General features: G+C 68.1%; 15 protein-coding genes, 1 tRNA gene and 3 pseudogenes. 15 read left to right on the plus strand and 4 right to left on the minus strand.

Annotation, left to right across the window (positions count from 1 at the left end; translation table 11 throughout):
• Positions 1–515: 515 nt before the first annotated feature.
• The gene (locus LK06_RS23120) at positions 516–731 is read right to left on the minus strand and encodes a hypothetical protein (protein ID WP_043432034.1); all 216 of its coding nucleotides are present in this window, start codon (positions 729–731) and stop codon (positions 516–518) included.
• A 14-nt stretch (positions 732–745) separates the two neighbouring features.
• On the opposite strand from LK06_RS23120, the gene LK06_RS23125 reads away from it, so the two are divergent.
• Both LK06_RS23125 and ltrA read left to right on the plus strand, forming a co-directional pair.
• Positions 746–1,965 (plus strand): IS3 family transposase gene (locus tag LK06_RS23125; protein ID WP_411572779.1). Its coding sequence is split into 2 segments (ribosomal slippage): positions 746–1,028 and positions 1,028–1,965, totalling 1,221 coding nucleotides; the frame shifts between segments, so codons are not numbered across the junction.
• A 545-nt stretch (positions 1,966–2,510) separates the two neighbouring features.
• Entirely contained in the window at positions 2,511–3,947 is a 1,437-nt protein-coding gene (ltrA, locus tag LK06_RS23135) for a group II intron reverse transcriptase/maturase (protein WP_086083388.1), read from the plus strand.
• A 252-nt stretch (positions 3,948–4,199) separates the two neighbouring features.
• Here the strand turns inward: ltrA and LK06_RS23140 are convergent, their stop codons facing one another.
• Positions 4,200–6,053 (minus strand): ATP-binding protein, encoded by a 1,854-nt coding sequence (locus LK06_RS23140; RefSeq protein ID WP_159025330.1) that lies wholly within the window; start codon positions 6,051–6,053, stop codon positions 4,200–4,202.
• Between LK06_RS23140 and LK06_RS23145 the strand changes: the two genes are divergently transcribed.
• The 8 genes and pseudogenes from LK06_RS23145 to LK06_RS35340 form a co-directional block, all read left to right on the plus strand.
• Entirely contained in the window at positions 6,046–6,696 is a 651-nt protein-coding gene (locus tag LK06_RS23145; RefSeq protein ID WP_043432249.1) for a hypothetical protein, read from the plus strand. The genes LK06_RS23140 and LK06_RS23145 overlap by 8 nt on opposite strands.
• Positions 6,693–7,688, plus strand: coding sequence for a TRM11 family SAM-dependent methyltransferase (locus LK06_RS23150; RefSeq protein WP_078858708.1), 996 nt, complete (start codon positions 6,693–6,695; stop codon positions 7,686–7,688). The genes LK06_RS23145 and LK06_RS23150 overlap by 4 nt, the downstream gene beginning before the upstream one ends.
• A gap of 103 nt (positions 7,689–7,791) precedes the next feature.
• Complete coding sequence (locus LK06_RS33400; RefSeq protein WP_159025331.1) at positions 7,792–8,058, plus strand: hypothetical protein; 267 nt, start codon at positions 7,792–7,794, stop codon at positions 8,056–8,058.
• A gap of 34 nt (positions 8,059–8,092) precedes the next feature.
• Positions 8,093–8,521, plus strand: a complete 429-nt coding sequence (locus LK06_RS23160) for a recombinase family protein (protein WP_159025332.1) — start codon at positions 8,093–8,095, stop codon at positions 8,519–8,521.
• A gap of 55 nt (positions 8,522–8,576) precedes the next feature.
• Positions 8,577–9,515: pseudogene (locus LK06_RS23165) on the plus strand (ISAs1 family transposase); the annotation flags it as partial.
• A gap of 260 nt (positions 9,516–9,775) precedes the next feature.
• On the plus strand, positions 9,776–10,993 hold the full coding sequence (locus LK06_RS23170) for an IS110 family RNA-guided transposase (protein WP_043432183.1): 1,218 nt from the start codon (positions 9,776–9,778) through the stop codon (positions 10,991–10,993).
• Positions 10,994–11,055: 62 nt separating this feature from the next.
• A pseudogene (locus LK06_RS23175) lies at positions 11,056–11,415 on the plus strand (transposase); the annotation flags it as partial.
• Between the two features lie 259 nt (positions 11,416–11,674).
• Positions 11,675–12,106: pseudogene (locus LK06_RS35340) on the plus strand (recombinase family protein); the annotation flags it as partial.
• A gap of 366 nt (positions 12,107–12,472) precedes the next feature.
• On the opposite strand, the gene LK06_RS23185 reads toward LK06_RS35340, so the two are convergent.
• Both LK06_RS23185 and LK06_RS23190 read right to left on the minus strand, forming a co-directional pair.
• Positions 12,473–12,994 carry a hypothetical protein gene (locus LK06_RS23185; protein ID WP_159025333.1) on the minus strand — a complete coding sequence of 174 codons (522 nt, stop codon included), beginning with the start codon at positions 12,992–12,994 and terminating at the stop codon, positions 12,473–12,475.
• 56 nt (positions 12,995–13,050) lie between these two features.
• Positions 13,051–13,122: transfer RNA gene (locus LK06_RS23190), tRNA-Arg, on the minus strand.
• A gap of 118 nt (positions 13,123–13,240) precedes the next feature.
• Here LK06_RS23190 and LK06_RS23195 point away from each other — a divergent pair.
• The 5 genes from LK06_RS23195 to thrC all read left to right on the plus strand — a co-directional run bounded on the left by LK06_RS23195 (position 13,241) and on the right by thrC (position 19,273).
• A complete protein-coding gene (locus tag LK06_RS23195) occupies positions 13,241–13,801 on the plus strand; it encodes a response regulator (RefSeq protein ID WP_078858706.1) in 561 nt (186 codons plus the stop codon).
• 364 nt (positions 13,802–14,165) lie between these two features.
• Positions 14,166–15,311, plus strand: a complete 1,146-nt coding sequence (gene nrtL / locus LK06_RS23200; protein WP_043432190.1) for an ArgS-related anticodon-binding protein NrtL — start codon at positions 14,166–14,168, stop codon at positions 15,309–15,311.
• A gap of 58 nt (positions 15,312–15,369) precedes the next feature.
• On the plus strand, positions 15,370–16,761 hold the full coding sequence (lysA, locus tag LK06_RS23205; RefSeq protein WP_039651502.1) for a diaminopimelate decarboxylase: 1,392 nt from the start codon (positions 15,370–15,372) through the stop codon (positions 16,759–16,761).
• A 157-nt stretch (positions 16,762–16,918) separates the two neighbouring features.
• The gene (locus LK06_RS23210; protein ID WP_052269865.1) at positions 16,919–18,208 is read left to right on the plus strand and encodes a homoserine dehydrogenase; all 1,290 of its coding nucleotides are present in this window, start codon (positions 16,919–16,921) and stop codon (positions 18,206–18,208) included.
• 6 nt (positions 18,209–18,214) lie between these two features.
• Positions 18,215–19,273 carry a threonine synthase gene (thrC, locus tag LK06_RS23215; RefSeq protein WP_039651504.1) on the plus strand — a complete coding sequence of 353 codons (1,059 nt, stop codon included), beginning with the start codon at positions 18,215–18,217 and terminating at the stop codon, positions 19,271–19,273.
• Positions 19,274–19,483: the final 210 nt, after the last annotated feature.

Consider the following 19,483-nt stretch of genomic DNA (forward strand, 5'->3'; position numbering starts at 1 on the left):
CCGTGAATTTCCAGGCATGGGCCCAGGCGGGCACCTCGTGTACGCCGTGGGACAGTACGAGTGCTGCCTGGGTGCAGCGGTAAAGACGTGGGCGGATGCGTATGGCGTACGGCCCCCAGGGCGCCGTACGCCACGGTGGTTCCGCGCCGTGCTGGGTGGCGTCCAGGAAGAGGTTTTTGCGTAGCTCTCCGTAGTCGGCGGCGGTACGCGACATCCGTAGTGCGTCGTCCGCGAGCTGGTGAGTGGTGTCGCAGGAGTACTGCAGGTCATGGCACGAGGTCAGTCGTTGCCGGACGGCGGGTACCAGGAAGGTGTCCAGCGCTCCCAGGCGCCAGGCCTTTTCGGCTGTTTCGGCAGTGAACAGCGCCCCTTGGTAGCCGTCGTCGTACTGCTCGGTGACCGTCTTCACTGGCTTCCCCCTGGATGTTTGGGAGCGTCGTGCGCGAGTACCTCAGGCTGGGTGCCCGGAAGCCAGGTTGGCTTCCGGGGTGTTGTCCGTGTGATCAGCCGGGTGGTCAACGGCCCCCGCCAGCAGTCTTGGTCGCGCCGCCGTGCTTGGTGATCCGAGGGCGGCAGTGGATGCGCACCGCACCGTGGGTGAACGCCGGGTCGGTGGCCTTGCCGGCCCAGACGTAGGCCTCGCCGGGTTGGAGGCGCGCCATCTGCTCGGAGTTGAGACCGGTGAGAGCGGCGTTTGAACCGCCCCGGGTGAAGTGGAGACTCGATTCCATGTAAGGATTGAGTCATGGCACGACCCTCCCGTTACCCGCTTGAGCTGCGCCGTCGCGCGGTGCGCATGGTCGCCGAGGTGCGCGACGACTACCCGAACGAGACAGCCGCCTTGCAGGCGGTCGCGGACAAGCTCGACATCGGTTCCCGCGAGACGCTGCGGAACTGGGTGAAGCAGTACGAGATCGACGCGGGTACGCGGGCGGGAACGACGACGGAGGAGTCCGCCCAGCTCAAGGCGTTGAAGAAGGAGAACGCCGAGCTGAAGCGGGCGAACGAGATCCTGAAGGCCGCGGCGAGTTTCTTCGCGGCCGAGCTCGACCGGCCACACACGCGCTCGTAGCGTTCATCGACGAGCACCGGGACCGCTTCGGCGGGGTCGAGCCGATCTGCAGGACGCTCACCGAGCACGACTGCAAGATCGCCCCTTCCACGTACTACGCCCGCAAGAAACGCATCCAGACTCCCTCCGCCCGTTCCGTGCGCGACGAGGAACTCAAGATGCGGATCCGGGAGGTCTACACGTCCAACTACCGTGTCTACGGGGCCCGGAAGATCTGGCGCGAGCTGAACCGCCAGGGACATGCGGTGGCCCGCTGCACCGTCGAGCGCCTCATGCGCGATCTCGGCATCCAGGGCGCCGTGCGCGGCAAGCGCGTCATCACCACGATCCCCGGCGGGCAGGCCGAGCGGGCCCCCGATCTCGTCGACCGGGACTTCGTCGCCGCCGCTCCGAACCGGTGCTGGGTGGCGGACTTCACCCATGTGAAGACCTGGGCCGCGACCGTCTATGTCGCGTTCGTCGTGGATACCTTCTCCCGCCGGATCGTCGGCTGGTCGGCGGCCACCGTGAAGGAGACCGTCTTCGTCCTGGACGCCCTGGAGATGGCCGTCTGGCAACGCGACCGCGACCAACAACCCATCCAGCCGGGTGAGTTGATCCATCACTCGGACGCCGGGTCGCAGTACACATCGTTCAAACTCGCCGAGCATCTGGACGCCGCCGGCATCGCCGCCTCCATCGGCTCGGTCGGCGACGCGTACGACAACGCCCTGATGGAGTCCACGATCGGCCTGTACAAAACCGAGCTGATCAAACCCCAGCGCCCCTGGAAGACGCTCTCCCAGGTCGAGCTGGCCACCGCCGAGTGGATCGACTGGTACAACCACCGGGTGCGCCACGAGGCGCTAGGAGATCGTGTGCGGGTGCGAATCCCCACCGCCGGACCGCCGTAGAGGCCCGGTTGAAGCTGGAGGCAGTCCAACTCAGGGAACGCTGAGGAGGGCGGGAAGCAGCCTCGACAACGTCGGGACGAGTCGGCACTGCCAGACGGCTCGGGTCCGGCTAGCAAGGCCAGAAGGCGTAACGAAAGTGAATCAGCGTCCGAAGTCCCGTAACAGTACCTCCCGGCTCCAACCTGGCGGATATGGGCCGGGGTTGCAGTACGCGACCCGTCCTCCAAGGAGATGGGCCGACTCTGAAGCCGCCCGCGGTGAAACGGCTCAGAGGCCACGCTGAATACCTGCGGTGTAGGCGTGGCGATGCTGCCGGGATAGAGCTGGACGCCGACCTGGCCGAACGACTCCTAGTGAACGTGGGAACCACTCCCGGTCGCCCTCTCGCCGGACATCCGGTGCGGTGATGGGCAGGCCCGTTGTCGGCTGTTGGCCGTGGAGTGGGGCGGAGGCCCCGTAGTAGTCCGAGCGCGCGAAAGGCGCGTACACGGCGAAGGGGGCCAGCAAGTCAGCAGGGAGGGAACTGGAATGCCGGGAGGGCGTTGGTGAATACCGACGAACTGGAGTGGGCCTTGATGAAGGCCGAGCGCCGGGTACTGGAGATCCAGACCAAGCTGCACCGTTGGGCCGTAGATGATCCTCATCGGCGGTTTGACGACCTGTACAACCTCGTGACCGACCCCGCGTTCTTGCTTGTCGCATGGGACCGGGTTCGGAGTAACAGGGGAGCCAAAACCGCTGGGGTGGACGGCCGTACGGCTGCGTCCATTTCGCTGCAGCAGGGCGTCGAGGGTTTTCTCGGCGCGCTGCGTTCCTCTCTGAAGGATCGCAGTTTCCTGCCGCTTCCGGCACGGGAGCGACTGATTCCGAAACCGGGGTCGACAAAGCGTCGACGCCTGGGAATCAGTACGATCCGCGATCGGGTGGTGCAAGCATCCCTGAAGCTGGTGATGGAACCAATCTTTGAGGCAGATTTTCTTCCGTGCTCGTACGGATTCCGCCCCAACTATCGGATCCACGACGCGGTGTCCGAGGTAAGACACTTGACTTCCCACTCTTACGAATGGGTGGTTGAGGGTGACATCCGGGCCTGCTTCGACGAGATTGCCCATCCGGCCCTTATGGACCGGGTGCGCCTTCGGATCGGGGACAGACGCGTCCTGGTGCTGGTGAAAGCCTTTCTGAAAGCGGGCATCCTCACGGAACACGGCTCGTTGAAGGAGAGTAGATCCGGTACTCCGCAAGGTTCGATCCTGTCGCCGTTGCTCAGCAACGTCGCCCTCGCCGTCCTGGACGAGCACTTCGCCCAGGCGCCAGGAGGGCCAGCGTCTACACCTAACGAGCGAGCGAAGCGCCGTCGCCGCGGTCTGCCTAATTACCGGCTCTGCCGGTACGCGGACGACTGGGTGATTGCGGTTACTGGCACGAAGGAAGACGCCTACACCCTCAAGGAAGAGGCAGCACAGGTGCTCAGCAGAATGGGGCTGCACCTGTCAGAGGAGAAGACCCTAATCACCCACATCAATGAGGGCGTGGACTTCCTGGGGTGGCGCATCCAACGCCATCGCAAGAAGGGCACGGACCGATGGTACGTCTACACCTACCCAGCCAAGAAGGCACTTCACGCCGTCATGGCCAAGGTCAAGACGATCTGCCGACAGGTCAACACAAACCAACCATTGGACGAACTCCTACGCCGACTCAACTCGGTGTTGCGAGGTTGGACCATGTTCTTCCGGCCGGGGGTGTCTAGCGCTACCTTCCAATACCTGAGCGCCTACGCATGGCGTCGGGTCATCAAATGGATTCGTAGCAAGCACCGCCGAATGAACTGGAAGGAACTGCGTCGCCGTTACTGCGGTGGCGAATGGTGGCCCAGAGGGCAGGAACGGGATCTATTTGACCCGGCAAAGGTGCGCACTACGCGTTACCGCTACCGAGGATCACGAATTCCGTCCCCCTGGCCGCTGGCGATAGCATGAGGACCGGACGCGGGCCCGAACTGGGGCTTGTGGAGAGCCCGTTGCGTTGACGAGGCGCACGGCGGGTTCGGAAGGCGGTCCGGGGAAACGGGCTGGTCGAAAGGCCAGTACCGCGCCCCGGGCCGACCTTACCGGCTCCACGGAGAGATAGGTCACGTTCCGCCCGCCGAATACGAAGCCAGCTACTACACCGAATCCACGAGACCCCAGGTCATCACCACAATCTGAGATCTCTACCGAACCCGGGGCGGTTCAGTTGGCCTTGTGCAGGTGTTTGAGCCAAGCGGGCGAGGTGAATTTGTGCAGGATGATGTGGTCCGAGAGCTCGATCAGTGAGACGGGGACGGAGGGCGGGTCCTGGCTGGCGACCAGGATGCTCATACCCTTGTGGCGCATTTCGCGCACCGACTCGACCAGGCCGGCAACCAGATCGGGGCTGTCGATGTACTTGTGGGCCTCGTCGAAGACGACGAGCTTGTTGAAGTGCCGGTCGCCATCCTTGGCCTCGGCGAACAGCTGCATGAGGACTACGAAGAGCCCGAGAGCCTCGTCCTTCTCGATGAATTCGTCGCGCAAGTCGACGATGATGAGCCTCCCCGGCCTGACCAGTTGGGTCAGGTGGGCGGAGTCGTCGATGTATTCGGCGGCGAGGTTGAGGCGTTCTTGGGCGAGCTGTTTAAGGTGGTCCGGAAGGCCCGAGTCAGCGACTCCCCGGCGGATGACATCCAGGGTGAGGTTGGTGCGATGGGCGCGCATGATGCGGGTGAGCTGGCGGATGTAGGTCGACTGGTTGCCGACCGCGCCCATCAGGAAGCGCCAATGCGCGGCCTGGAGTTCGGCGGCGGAAAACTTCAGTGGCTGCACGTCGATGCCTGGATACTGGGTGCGCCGCTCGTCGAGCTGGTCCGCTGGGACCAGGAGCAGGACGTCGGCGAGGGCTTTTGGCTCGGCGCCGTACCGGTCTTTGAGGGACTTCAGCTGTGCCGCGTCGTCGTTGGCGTGGACCATCGAGGTGAACTCGGGAGCGTAGTCCTGGGTCTGGCTGTAGTGGAAGACCACGGTCGCCAGCGGGTGCGGCAGGTGGTTTACGGGCGGTGCAGGCAGGCTGGCCATTTCCATGATGCTGCCCAGGGTGTAGCTCTTGCCGCCGCCCTGGACGCCGAAGAGGCTGATGGTGTGCGTCTCGTACAGGTCGAGCACGATGGTACGGCCGGCGGTGTGGCCGAGTACTCCGTACTGCGGTGAGGGATGCGTTACCCCGAGGTAGACGTCGGGGGCGGCATCCGGTCCACTGTCGTCCGAGCCCAGTGTCGGTTCGTCGTGGAACGACCGCGCGGGCGCGTCGCTCATCGTCGGAGCGTGCGGAGTTTCGATTTCCGTCTGGTTCCCTGGCTCTTCTGCGGTGGACTGCGGTGAGCGCCGCGGAGGTTCGGGCACGGTCGGAGCAGCCGATGGCTTGGGATCCGGCGGGGGGTTTTCAACCGAGTCAGGCCCAGGAGCGGCATCCCGCGCCGTATCGGGTGCCTTCGCGGGACTAGGGTCTGGCTCCGACTCGGGGACTGGAGGGGACACAGGCCGGGCAGACGGCATGTCCGGCGCTCGGAACGCGGCGTCCGCCAGCCGCGGGACGGTCAGATCCGTCAGGACCAGGGTCGGTGTGTTCGGTGGCGGTGCGCCCTGGGCGGCATCCTCGTCAGCTTCGGGTACGAGACCGTCGGGCCGAAGCCGCGGTCGCACCGTTGGGATCGCGTCGATGAGTTCGGTGATCAGGTTGCGTCCGATGCGGTGGAATTCGACCTGGTCGTCCAGTTCGCGGTCGGTGCCTGTGCGAGCCAGGTCGAAGATCAGGCCACTGCGGGTGAAGCGCAGGGCGTATCCATCGTCGAGCCGATCGAGCATCTCGTGGGCTGACTGGTACGGGGCGGTTTCCATGGTGCCGTGCCGCCAGGCACGTTCCAGGTAAAAGCGCAGCATGGAGGTGAGGGTCAGGTTCTTGACGCTGCGGTCGACCCGGTCCGGGGTGCCTCGGTCGGGGTCAAAGGCAGCGGCCAGGACTTCCTGACTGCGCTCCAACTGGTGGACGACCGCGCGCCCACCCGTGACCAAGCCCCGAACCCGGACACTGGCTCACCTGCCGACGACCATCTGGCTGCCTGGCCCCCATGACGCCCAGACTTCGCCGCCGGCCCCGGCTGTCCTGCCCGACTGGGCCCTGAACAAGATCCGCACCGAGTTCACCCACCGCCCCGGTCGCACCCCCGCGCCACTGCTGCGCCTGGCCATCGGCGACACTGGACCGGGCATGGACGCCCGCACCCCATGCATCACCGAAGTCGGCATCTCTCGGGAGACCTCCACCCGATCGCCCGCCAAGCCGGTGATCCTCACGGAAGTCCACCCGGACACGCTCCCCGCCACCGAGCCGAACACCAGCTACGGGCCTCACGATCAGGGAGCCCTGGACGACGGTTGGCCCGGCTTCTTCCACCGCGCCCACCGTCTCCTCCGCGGCAACGGCCTCCTGCTTCTGGCCACCCGCCAACGCCGCGACAGCGACCAGCTCACCGACCCGCTGGGCCTGCTGGTCGCCTCCGCCCGTACGGCCGGATTCCGGTACCTGCAGCACATCGTGATCGTCCACGGCCACGCGATCGGCGATCGGATCGTGCCGGCTCCGCCGCACGAGGCCCCGCCCGGCCTGATCCACTCCGACCTGCTCGTCCTGCGCGCGGAAGGGAGCCGGCCGTGACCGCGAGCCCGCTGTCGGTGTGGAACACCGCGCCGACCTCGGCCCCCGCCCAACGCGGCGACCGCTACGTGCGCGGCTCCGCCGCCCACCCCGCGAAGATGCTCCCGCTGATCGCCGCCCACGCCGTCCACACCTACACCAAACCCGGTGACCTGGTCCTCGACCCGATGTGCGGCATCGGCACCACCCTCGTCGAGGCCGTCCACCTCGGCCGCCACGCCCTGGGTACGGAGTACGAGCCGAAGTGGGCCGACATCGCCGAGCAGAACCTCCGCCACGCTGACGCCCAGGGCGCCACCGGCAACGCGGCCGTCTACGCGGGCGATGCTCGCCGGTTGACCACCCTGATCCCCGGTGTCTTCCACGGCCTGGTTGACCTCGTGGTCACCTCGCCCCCCTACGGGCCCAGCGTTCACGGCCAGGTCCGCTCCTCCCGCGAGACCGGCGAACGCGGCGTGGTGAAGAAGGACTACCGCTACAGCCACGATCCGAGCAATCTCGCCCACGTCGGGCTGGAGACGCTGCTGGAGGCCTTCACCGAGATCCTCATCCAGTGCCGCCACCTGCTCCGCCCCGGTGGCCACGCCGTGATCACCACCCGTCCCTGGCGAGAACGCGGCGAACTCATCGACCTACCCTCCGCCACCCTCGCCGCAGCACGGGCCGCCGGACTCACCCCCATCGAACGCAACGTCGCCCTGCTCGCCGGCATCCGCGACCACCAGCTCATTGCCCGACCGTCGTTCTTCCAGATGAAGAACATCCGCGACGCCCGCCGCACCGGCCTCCCCCTCGCGATCATCGCGCACGAGGACACCCTCGTGGTCCGCCGTCAGACACTCCCTGCCCGAACCGCGACGATGCAGTACCGCCCGAGTGCATCGGCGTGCGGGGCCAGAACCGCCCGAACACGGGAATCCGCAGCGGCCGTCCGATCCCGCACCTGTGCCAGGAGGGGGAAGGGGGAACTGTGTCGGTCACTGATCTTCTGATGAGCAGTCTGTTCTCCGGGGTGGGGGGCTTGAACCTCGGGTGCCAGCCCGCACTGTCGCGCGTGCCCCTGCCGGGCTACGACATCGGCACACGTTCAGGGCTGTGACCGTCCCGCAGCCATCCCGCGCCGACGGACAAGATCGCGGCCTTGACGACCCGGCCGAGGCGGAGCGTCCATGGACCACGACCACCCGCATACCTGACGAACTGCCCTGCTCAGCCGACGGCTTGCGAGTGGTTGTGGAGTATGTCGTCGTCGAAGGCGAGGACGCTCAGGCTCTGGCTCAGCGCCAAGCGGTCGCGATCCGCGAGGTGCTGGAGTGGCTGTACGCCCACCGCGGCGACGCGACTCAGGTTCGCCGGACGTGAGATCCCGCCCCGACCTGTGGAGAGGGACAGTAAAATGCCGGAGATCTCATCTGGCGCTCCGCCCTGGGCCACCTCGGTGCCCGATCGGCCCTGGTCCATGCAGAGCATCCCGGACGGGACCGCCGTCCCGGTCAGTGTGCCGGTGGCCTGGCTGGGTCGTACATCCACCGAGGATGCCCAGGACCCCACGCTGTCCCTCCCACGCCAGCTCCGCAACGCCCGAGCAGCGTTGCCTCCGGGCTGGGTCATCGTGGCCCACTTCTACGACGTTGAATCCGGTCGAAAGGAGCTGGACAAGCGCGGCCGCTCCCTCGCACACCGGCAGTTCCACATTTCCATCCCGCGCGACGGCGGCATTTCCGATCTCCTCGAAGAGGCCCAACGCCCCCAGGGCCCCGGCGTTTGCCCGGATCGCCCCGGCCTGGGCCGGTTGATCATGCTGGCGGGGCCTGGAAGTAGATGAACACGGCACCTGTGGATCATGGAGTTCTCTACGCTGCAAGATCCACGAAGGTGCCGTGTTCGTTCCTCCATCATCCCCTGCCGTCGTTCCCGTCTCTGTGGCGCCCCGCTTGGAGGCCCTCGGCTCGGATGCCGCGCGAGGCCATGTCCGCGGCCTGGTTGCCGAGTTCGAGTCGGTCACCGATCCTCGCGGGGCGTGCGGGGTGCGCTACCGGGTCTCCTCGCTGCTGGCCCTGGTGGTCTGTGCGATGACCCCGGCGGGCCACGACTCCATCACCGCGGCGGCGGAGTGGTGCAGACGCGCCGCCCCCGAGGAACTGGCTGCCTTCGGTCTGCCCTACCATCCGTTGCTCGGCCGCTACCGGATCCCGAGCGAGAAGACCTTGCGCACCGTTCTGGGGCGGCTCGATCCCGGGGAGGTCAGCGCGGCCGGCTACGACCACCTGCGGCCCCTGCTCTCCACGGCGTCCCACTCTCCCGAGCCGCTCATGCCCGACGGCGGTATCGAACGCGAACAGCGCCGCGCCCACCGGGCGGCCGCCCGCGCCGAACCGGTGCGCTCCCGGCGCCGGGCCATCGCGGTGGACGGCAAGTGCCTGCGCAGTGCGAAACGCCCGGACGGCAGCCGGGTCTTCGTGCTCTCCGCCGTCCGGCACGGCGACGGCATCACCCTCGCCTCCCGCGAGATCGGCGCGAAGACCAACGAAATACCGGAGTTCCAACCCCTTCTCGACCAGCTCGACGACGCCGATCTCAAGGAGGCCGTCGTCACCGCCGACGCCCTCCACGCCCAACGCGACCACGCCACCTACCTGCACGAACGCGGCGCCCACTACCTGCTGACCATCAAGAACAACCAGCGCGGCCAAGCCCGTCAACTTCACGCCCTGCCCTGGAAGGAGATCCCCGTCATCCACCGTGACGACGCCCGCGGTCACGGCCGCCACGAACAGCGTCTCGTCCAGGTCGTCACCGTCAACGGCCTGCTATTCCCCCGTTATGTTCTTCGCGGTCCTGCAACGGGGCCGCTGGCCTCCGGGCCCGGTATGACTGTGTCCCCCTGTCGAAGGCATGACCTGGGGGGTGGTGTCACCGGGTCCGGGGGTGTTCGTCGGAGACGCTGATCAGAGGTCCGGCCACCGCCCGGTCCGGCGCAACGCCGGACAGTTCGCGGGCGGCAGGTCTGCATAACGTGGATGCGCGAGCACGACACCCGAGCCGAGGCCGGCACCGTCAACACCCCGGAAAGGGCGCGATGTTCGAGATCGAAGACGTGGGCGTGTTCCTGGGCCTGGACGTCGGCAAGACCGCTCACCACGGTCACGGACTCACCCCGGTCGGGAAAAAGGTCTTCGACAAGCCCCTGCCCAACAGCGAACCCAAGCTGCGGGCCGTGTTCGACAAGCTGACCGCGAAGTTCGGCACCGTCCTGGTCATCGTGGACCAGCCCGCCTCCATCGGCGCCCTCCCGCTGACCGTCGCGAGGGACGCCGGCTGCCGCGTCGCCTACCTGCCCGGCCTGGCCATGCGGCGGATCGCCGACCTGTACCCCGGCGAGGCCAAGACCGACGCCAAGGACGCCGCGGTCATCGCGGACGCAGCCCGCACCATGCCCCACACCCTGCGATCCCTGGAACTGACCGACGAGATCACCGCCGAACTGACCGTCCTGGTCGGCTTCGACCAGGACCTGGCCGCCGAGGCCACCCGCACCTCCAACCGGATACGCGGCCTGCTCACCCAGTTCCCCCCCTCCCTGGAGCGCGTCCTGGGCCCGCGCCTGGACCACCAGGCCGTCACCTGGCTGCTGGAGCGCTACGGCTCCCCGGCCGCCCTGCGCAAGGCCGGCCGCCGCAGACTCGTGGAACTGATCCGCCCGAAAGCCCCGCGCATGGCCCAGCGGCTGATCGACGAAGTCTTCGACGCCCTCGACGAACAGACCGTAGTCGTCCCTGGAACCGGCACCCTCGACATCGTCATCCCTTCTCTGGCCGCCTCCCTGGCCGCAGTCCACACCCAGCGCCGGGCCATGGAAGCCCAGATCAACGCCCTGCTGGAGGCTCACCCTCTTTCCCCGGTCCTGACGTCGATGCCCGGCGTCGGCGTCAGGACCGCCGCCGTCCTGCTGGTCACCGTCGGCGACGGCACCAGCTTCCCCACCGCCGCCCACCTCGCCTCCTACGCCGGACTCGCCCCCGCAACAAAGTCGTCCGGCACCTCGATCCACGGCGAACACGCACCCCGAGGCGGCAACCGGCAGCTCAAACGGGCGATGTTCCTGTCCGCCTTCGCCTGCATGAACGCCGACCCCGCCTCCCGCGCCTACTACGACAAGCAACGAACACGCGGCAAGACCCACACCCAAGCCCTCCTCCGCCTCGCCCGCCAACGCATCAGTGTCCTGTTCGCCATGCTCCGCGACGGCACCTTCTACGAATCCCGAACGCCGAAGGACGTCGAGCTCGCCGCATAACCTCAGCAACCCCGAACCACCCCAAACCCGACAGGAGTGCCTTGACGAAAGACATAGAGGCACCCCCCGCGGCCCAGGTCCTGCGCATCCAGCGCAGACGCCGCCTCTACGACGCGAAGAAGTGGTCCAGCGAGACCGTCTACGCCATCACCGACCTGCCCGCCGAGGAGGCGAGTGCCGCCGAGATCGCTTCATGGGCTCGCGGACACTGGACGGTGGAGAACATCGTCCACTGGTGTCGGGATGTGACCTTCAACGAGGACAAGTCCCAGGTCAGGACCCACAACACGCCCTCAGTCCTCGCCGCCGTCCGCGACCTGATCCGCGGTGCGCTCAAGCTTGCCGGGTACGTCAACACCGCCGCCGGACGCCGGGCCCACACCGAACGCACCCTCGTCCTCAGCCTCTACGGCATCACATGATCAAACCGGACGACCCGGGCAAACGCCGGGGCCCTGCCAACGCCCCGACCGCCGTTTCGCCGCCGTCATCTGCGAGTCCATTGAGCGCGTTGCCCGGCGCACGTACTTCGGAACCAAAATCGAGTACGAGCTCGAACAAGCCGGTGTCGCTCTGTGTGCTGCCGATGAGCCGATCGTCACGGGGCGCGGCGCGAAGCGTGCCACCCCGACCCTCACCCGGCGCGTCAAACAAGCCGTTTCAGAGTGGTACGTGCTGCAGATGCTGGAACTGTCCTGGGACGGCTTTATCGAGCACACCAGGCAGGGTTGGAACACCGGCAAGCCGCCGTACGGCTATTTGGCCGAAAAGGTGCCACACCCTGTCCCCGCCCGGCGCGCCGAGGGGCGCACCAAACACAGGCTTATCCCAGACCCCGCGAGAGCACCGGCCGTCACCGTCATCTTCCATCTGCGCGGCCTGGACAAACTCGGCTATGACGCTATCGCCGACCGGCTCAACCTCGACCTGGCCGCCTACCCGCCCCCGGAACCGACCCGTGCCGAGGCGTCCCTCCGCCGTTGGAGCGGCTCCGCCGTACGTGAGATCCTCAAGAATCCGAAATACACCGGATATCAAGTGTGGAACCGTCGTGCGACGAAAAAGGGTGGCCGCAACAACGACCCGAAGGACTGGATCTGGTCATCCCACCCCACGCACGAGCCGCTCGTCACCCGGGAACTCTTCGACACGGTCTCCGCTATGTCGAAGAAGCGCCAAGGTTCGCGCACGACACCCGGCAAGAACAGCCATCCCGATGCCCAGCGCTCCTATATCTTGCGGTCCTACGTCATGTGCGATCTATGCGACCGCCGCATGTTCGGCAAGAGCCGCCACCAGATCTCGTACTACGCCTGCCAGTTGGACCCGAACGAGCACCGCGACAGAGAGTGGTTCGCCTCCCACCCCAAGAGCCTGTGGGTCCGCGAAGAGATCTTGCTCACGTCCGTGTCCCGCTTCTTCGCCACCCATGTCTTCGGCCCGAACCGCCGCACTTATCTCCACGCAGCCCTCGAAGCTTCACAGCCCACTGACGATCCGGCCAAACGCATCGCCCGGGAACGCGAGGCCTTGGAGCAGGCCATCGCAGCCATCGAACAACGCCAGAGCCGCCTCATCCAGGCTCTCGCCGAGGGCATGGGCGGTTACGGCCCGGGAGAAGAACCAGACCCGGAACGCGAGCGGACATTCCGGGACGACATTCGCAAGGAGCACACAACCCTCAGCGGCCAGCGAAAAGCCCTGTCCGAGCAGCTGGCCCGACTCGAAGCCCCCGAGCCCACAGCCGATCGAAACAATGTCACCCTGCTCGACGCGCTCCCATGCCTGGAGGTGGACCTCACGCGCGTGCCCGAAGAGAGGCAGCGCCAGCTCTATGACGCCTTCGGTCTGGAGGTCCGCTATAGCCGCCCCCGCGAAGAACTCACGCTGCGGGTGACGATCCCGGGGCACCAGGTTGACGAACTGAAGCGCATCACCCGTGAGCTGGACACGGGGAACAAAAAATCGGGCGCCCGCACCGAAGTGCTTGCGCCCGATCATGGCACCCAGGTTCGGAAACCGGGACATAATGCCCGATCCCGTTCCCATGTTCTGGGTGCCCCCGGCAGGATTCGAACCTGCGCACACGGCTCCGGAGGCCGTTGCTCTATCCCCTGAGCTACGGGGGCGTGTCGGCTGCTGAGCTGCTCGCTCGCGGCGACGGGTAGAACACTAGCAGGTCCGGCGGAGTGATCAGGAACCCGTTTACCGGCGTCGGCGTGGGCGGGTCCCCTGTAGGGGGTGGAAGTGGGGAAAACCCGGACGCGGTGGCCGGTCCGGACCTACTCTCAAGTTGTGCCAGGCGCGTCGGGCCGGGTGCTTGTTGTGGACGACAACAAGGTCATCCGGCAGCTGATCAGGGTCAACCTTGAGCTGGAAGGGCTTGAGGTCGTGACCGCAGCCGATGGTGCCGAGTGCCTGGACGTGGTGCACCAGGTGCGGCCGGACCTGGTGACGCTCGATGTCGTCATGCCCCGGTTGGACGGGTTGCGCACTGCTGCCCGGCTCCGTGCCGATCCGCGTACCAGCCACCTGCCGCTCGCCGTCATCAGCGCGTGTACGCAGTACGAGGTCGAGACCGGCCTCGGCGTCGGAGTGGACGCCTTCCTCGCCAAGCCCTTCGAGCCGGCCGAACTCGTGCGGCTCGTCAAGCGCTTGATCGGGCGCCCGACTGGGCGTGAGGGAGAGGGGCATGGAGGGGGCAGGCAGGGGGGAGAGGGCCCGGACCAGGGCGGGGGCGGTGACGACGAAGGGGGCGAGGGCGGGGTCGCCGACGGGGTATCGGGCGGGATCTCCTTCGGCGGGTAGAACCGGATTGGCGGGCGCTGGCGGAAGCTGAAGCGCGGGCGGTGGCGAAAGAGGCGGAGAAGCGGCTGCAGAACTGAGGGAACGGCCGAAGGGTCGGAGAAGCAGCGGCAGAGCCGAGAAGACAGCCGAACGGCTGAAGAAGCAGCTGAAGAGCCGAAGAAGTAGCCGAAGAACAGGAGGCCGGGGTAGCCGGGTGGTGAGCGGGGCGGGTCCCCGGTAGCAGCACCGGCTCCGTTGCCCGGGGCGGTCGGGCGTGGCGGCGGCAATGGCGACGCCCGGTTGTCCGCGGGGAGTGAGGACGCCGGTTGTCCACAGAGAGAAACCGGTTCGCCCACCCACCCCCCTCCTCCCCTACGCTTGTCCCGTGACCCCCACCGAGCTCTCCCACACCGTGTTGCGCACGGTACGTCGTGCTGTCGATGACGGGGAGCTGGCTGTGACCGTGCCCGCGCGGGCCGTGGTGAGCGAGCCAGGGCCCGGAGGGTGCGGGGACTACGCCACCACCATCGCCCTCCAGCTCGCCCGGCAGGCCGGGCAGCCTCCGTGGCGGGTCGCCGAGGTCCTGCGGCCTCGTCTCATGGGCGCCGATGGCATCCGGGACGTGGTCATCACCGGCCCGGGGTTCCTCAACATCAGCCTCGACGCCGAGGCCGACCCGGTTACCGGCCTGGTGCGGGAGATCCGTGCCCGTGGTGGGGCGTACGGCGTCGGTGACGCGCTCGCCGGGCAGGTCGTCGTGCTGCGCGTGCCCTACGAAGTCCGTGCCGAGGTCGTCGCCGACGCGGTGGGACGGATCGTCGCGACGCAGGGCGGGCGGGTCACCGTCGAGCACGGTGAGCCGGTCACCCTGCGGCCCGTGCCGGCCCCTGAGGACCCCGCCCCGCTCGGGGCCGACGCGGCTCAGTGGGCCCTGCTCCATCCTGCCCCGCACGACCGGCCCCGGATCACCGCCGATCACCTCGCCCAACGCGAGGGCAACCCCCTCTTCCGCGTCCGGTACGCCCACGCGCGTGTCCGCTCCACCAGCCGCAACGCGACCCGCCTGGGTTTCGCCGCCGAGCCCGGCCCTGTCGCGGCCCGGACGAGCACGGGTGACGCCCACGCCGGCACGCCCGTCGCCGCGCCCATGGGCTCGGGTGCCCTCCACACCGCCGCGGCACCCCGCCCGGAAGCCGCTGCCGCGGCACCCCGTGCGGAAACCCGTGACGGCCTCCGCGCCACGAGTGTGGGGCGCCGCCCGGACGCCGTCGTGCGCGTCCTGCTGACCTCCCTCGCCGACTACCCCCGTATCCTCACCGCGGCCGCCACCCACCGTGCTCCGGATCGGCTGGCTCGACATCTCGTCGCCGTCGCCGATGCCGTGCTGCCCTTCCTGCCCTCCGTGCTGCCCCATGGCCAGGAGAAACCCTCGGCCGCCCACCGCGCCCGGCTGGCCCTCGCCGAAGCCGCCGGGACGGTGCTGGCCGGTGGCCTGACCCTGCTCGGCATCGACGCACCCGAACACCTCTGAGGGCAGGAGAACGCATCCGTGAGCCCCGGAGAGAGACAGAGAGTCTGAGAGTCACGTCATGAGCCGTTCCGCCCATCCCGCCGGGCCTCGTCACGCCGACGTCCTTCCCGAGGGGCACTACTCCGCGCCGCCCGCCGACCTCAATGCCCTCGACCGCAAGGTCTGGGCCCAGACCGTCGCACGGGGCGCCGACGGCGTCGTCACCGTCGGCGGTATCGACGTCATCCGGCTCGCCGAGGAGTTCGGCACCCCCGCCTACATCCTCGACGAGGCCGACTTCAGGGCCCGGGCACGTGCCTGGCGCACCGCCTTCGGTTCCGACGCCGACGTCTTCTACGCGGGCAAGGCGTTCCTCTCGCGTGCCGTCGTGCGGTGGCTGAACGAGGAGGGGTTGAACCTGGACGTGTGTTCCGGTGGGGAGCTGGCCACCGCGCTCTCCGCCGGCATGCCCGCCGAGCGGATCGCCTTCCACGGCAACAACAAGTCCGCGCAGGAGATCGAGCGGGCCGTCTCCGCCGGGGTCGGGCGCATCGTTCTCGACTCCTTCCCGGAGATCGTCCGCGTCGCCCACATCGCCCAATCGCTCGGCAAGCGCCAACGGGTCCAGATCCGTGTCACCGTCGGCGTCGAGGCGCACACGCACGAGTTCATCGCCACCGCCCACGAGGACCAGAAGTTCGGGATCCCGCTGGCCGACGGGCAGGCCGCCGAGGCCGTCCGGCGGGCCCTGCAGCTCGACGGGCTGGAACTGATCGGGATCCACTCCCACATCGGGTCGCAGATCTTCGACATGTCGGGGTTCGAGGTCGCCGCCCACCGTGTGGTCGGTCTACTGAAGGACATCCGGGACGAGCACGGGATCGAACTGCCCGAGATCGACCTCGGCGGCGGGCTGGGGATCGCGTACACCAGTGACGACGACCCCCGCGAGCCGCACGAGATCGCCAAGGCGCTCACCGAGATCGTCGGCCGGGAGTGCGAGGCCGCCCGGTTGCGGACGCCCCGCATCTCCGTCGAGCCCGGGCGCGCGGTCGTCGGTCCGACCGCCTTCACGCTCTACGAGGTCGGCACCGTCAAGAAGCTGGAAGGGCTGCGGACGTATGTCTCCGTCGACGGGGGCATGTCCGACAACATCCGGACCGCGCTGTACGACGCCGAGTACAGCGTCGCGCTCGTCTCCCGCAGCTCCGACGCCGCTCCCATGCTCGCCCGGGTCGTCGGCAAGCACTGCGAGAGCGGGGACATCGTGGTGAGGGACGCGTTCCTGCCCGCTGACCTGGCGCCGGGCGATCTGATCGCCGTACCGGCCACGGGCGCGTACTGCCGGTCCATGGCCAGCAACTACAACCACGTGCTCCGGCCGCCCGTCGTCGCCGTGCGGGACGGCGCGGCCCGGGCCATCGTCCGGCGGGAGACGGAGGAGGACCTCCTGCTCCTCGACGTCGGGTGACCCGGACCGGGGAGCGCTTCGGGGCTGGAAGATCTACGGTCCAGCAGCCCCGCACAAATGAAATAAACGTCTCACGATCCGGACGAAGGGTAGAAACTCCCGTCCGGTGAGTGAGACTGGTCCAACCGTAGACGGTATGAGGAAACGAGGTCGGATGATGCGTACGCGTCCGCTGAAGGTGGCGCTGCTGGGCTGTGGTGTGGTCGGCTCAGAGGTGGCGCGCATCATGACGGCGCACGCCGACGACCTCGCGGCCAGGATCGGGGCCCCGATCGAGCTCGCCGGGGTCGCCGTACGGCGCCCGGGCAAGGTGCGCGAGGGCATCGATCCGGATCTCGTCACCACTGATGCCACTGCCCTCGTCAAGCGCGGTGACGTCGATGTCGTGGTCGAGGTCATCGGCGGTATCGAGCCCGCCCGGACCCTCATCACCACCGCCCTCGAGCACGGTGCTTCCGTGGTCTCCGCCAACAAGGCACTGCTGGCCCAGGACGGTGCCGAGCTGCACGCCGCCGCCGAGGAACACGGCCGGGACCTCTACTACGAGGCCGCGGTCGCCGGTGCCATCCCGCTGATCCGGCCGCTGCGCGAGTCCCTTGCCGGGGACAAGGTCAACCGGGTCCTCGGCATCGTCAACGGGACCACCAATTTCATCCTCGACAAGATGGATTCGACGGGGGCCGGGTACCAGGAGGCGCTCGACGAGGCGACCGCCCTCGGATACGCCGAAGCGGACCCCACCGCTGATGTCGAGGGGTTCGACGCCGCAGCCAAGGCCGCGATCCTCGCCGGCATCGCCTTCCACACGCGGGTGCGCCTGGACGACGTGTACCGCGAGGGCATGACCGAGGTCACCGCCGCCGACTTCCGGTCGGCCAAGGAGATGGGGTGCACCATCAAGCTGCTCGCCATCTGTGAGCGGGCCGCGGACGGGGCGTCCGTGACCGCGCGTGTGCATCCCGCGATGATCCCGCTCAGCCACCCGCTCGCCTCCGTGCGCGGCGCGTACAACGCCGTCTTCGTCGAGTCGGACGCCGCCGGGCAGCTGATGTTCTACGGGCCCGGTGCCGGCGGTTCGCCGACCGCCTCCGCCGTCCTCGGCGACCTGGTCGCGGTCTGTCGCAACCGGCTCAGCGGTTCGACCGGCCCCGGCGAGTCGGCGTACGCCGACCTGACCGTCTCTCCGATGGGAGGGGTCGTCACGCGCTACCACATCAGCCTTGACGTGGCGGACAAACCGGGTGTGCTCGCCCAGGTCGCGAACGTCTTCGCCGAGCACGGGGTGTCGATCGACACCGTTCGGCAGCAGGGCAAGGACGGCGAGGCCTCCCTCGTCGTCGTCACCCACCGAGCCTCCGACGCCTCCCTGTCCGGGACCGTCGAGGCGCTGCGCAAGCTCGACACCGTGCGGGGTGTCGCCAGCATCATGCGGGTTGAAGGAGAGTAACCAGTAATGACCCACCAGTGGCGCGGAATCATCGAGGAGTACCGGGACAGGCTGCCGGTGTCCGACACCACGCCGGTCGTGACGCTCCGCGAGGGCGGCACGCCCCTCGTGCCCGCGCAGGTGCTCTCCGAGCGCACGGGCTGTGAGGTCCACCTGAAGGTGGAGGGAGCCAACCCCACCGGGTCCTTCAAGGACCGCGGCATGACCATGGCCATCAGCAAGGCCAAGGAGGAGGGGGCCAAGGCCGTCATCTGCGCCTCCACCGGTAACACCTCCGCCTCTGCCGCCGCGTACGCCGTACGGGCCGGCATGGTGTCGGCCGTGCTGGTGCCGCAGGGCAAGATCGCCCTGGGCAAGATGGGCCAGGCCCTGGTGCACGGTGCCAAGATCCTCCAGGTCGACGGCAACTTCGACGACTGCCTCACCCTGGCGCGCGCCCTGAGCGACAACTATCCGGTGGCGCTGGTCAATTCGGTTAATCCGGTGCGCATCGAGGGCCAGAAGACCGCTTCCTTCGAGATCGTGGACATGCTCGGCGACGCGCCCGACATCCACGTCCTCCCGGTCGGTAACGCGGGCAACATCACTGCCTACTGGAGGGGCTACAAGGAGTACGCCGCCGACGGCATCGCCGCCGGGACTCCTCGGATGTGGGGTTTCCAGGCCTCCGGAAGCGCCCCGATCGTGCGCGGCGAGATCGTCAAGGAGCCCTCGACCATCGCCACCGCCATCCGCATCGGCAACCCCGCCTCCTGGCAGTACGCCCTCGCCGCCCGGGACGAGTCCGGCGGTACCATCGGCGAGGTGACGGACCGTGAGATCCTGCGTGCCTACCGTCTGTTGGCCGCGCAGGAGGGCGTCTTCGTGGAGCCCGCCTCAGCCGCCTCGGTGGCCGGCCTCCTCAAGGCCGCCGAGCAGGGCAAGGTGGACCCGGGGCAGCGCATCGTGTGCACGGTCACCGGCAACGGCCTGAAGGACCCCGACTGGGCCGTCGCCGGAGCCCCGCAGCCGGTCACCGTTCCGGTCGACGCGGCCACCGCGGCCGAGCGCCTCGGCCTCGCCTGAGCGCCCGGAACCCGGGTCTTCCCTGCCGGGGAGCACAGGGGGCTTACGACACGCATCGTGCGCCTCCTGTGCGCCCTATGTCGCCACAGAACCTTCCTTCGATAGGCTGTACTGAAACCGCCCGCCGCATATGCCCTCGCGTGCGGCACGGTGCCGCGCCGTCTCCGCGGTCCGACGGGGCTTCGTACGTCATCGGATGTCCACCGAATT

The organism is Streptomyces pluripotens, from assembly GCF_000802245.2.
Taxonomy (GTDB): Bacteria; Actinomycetota; Actinomycetes; order Streptomycetales; family Streptomycetaceae; genus Streptomyces; species Streptomyces pluripotens.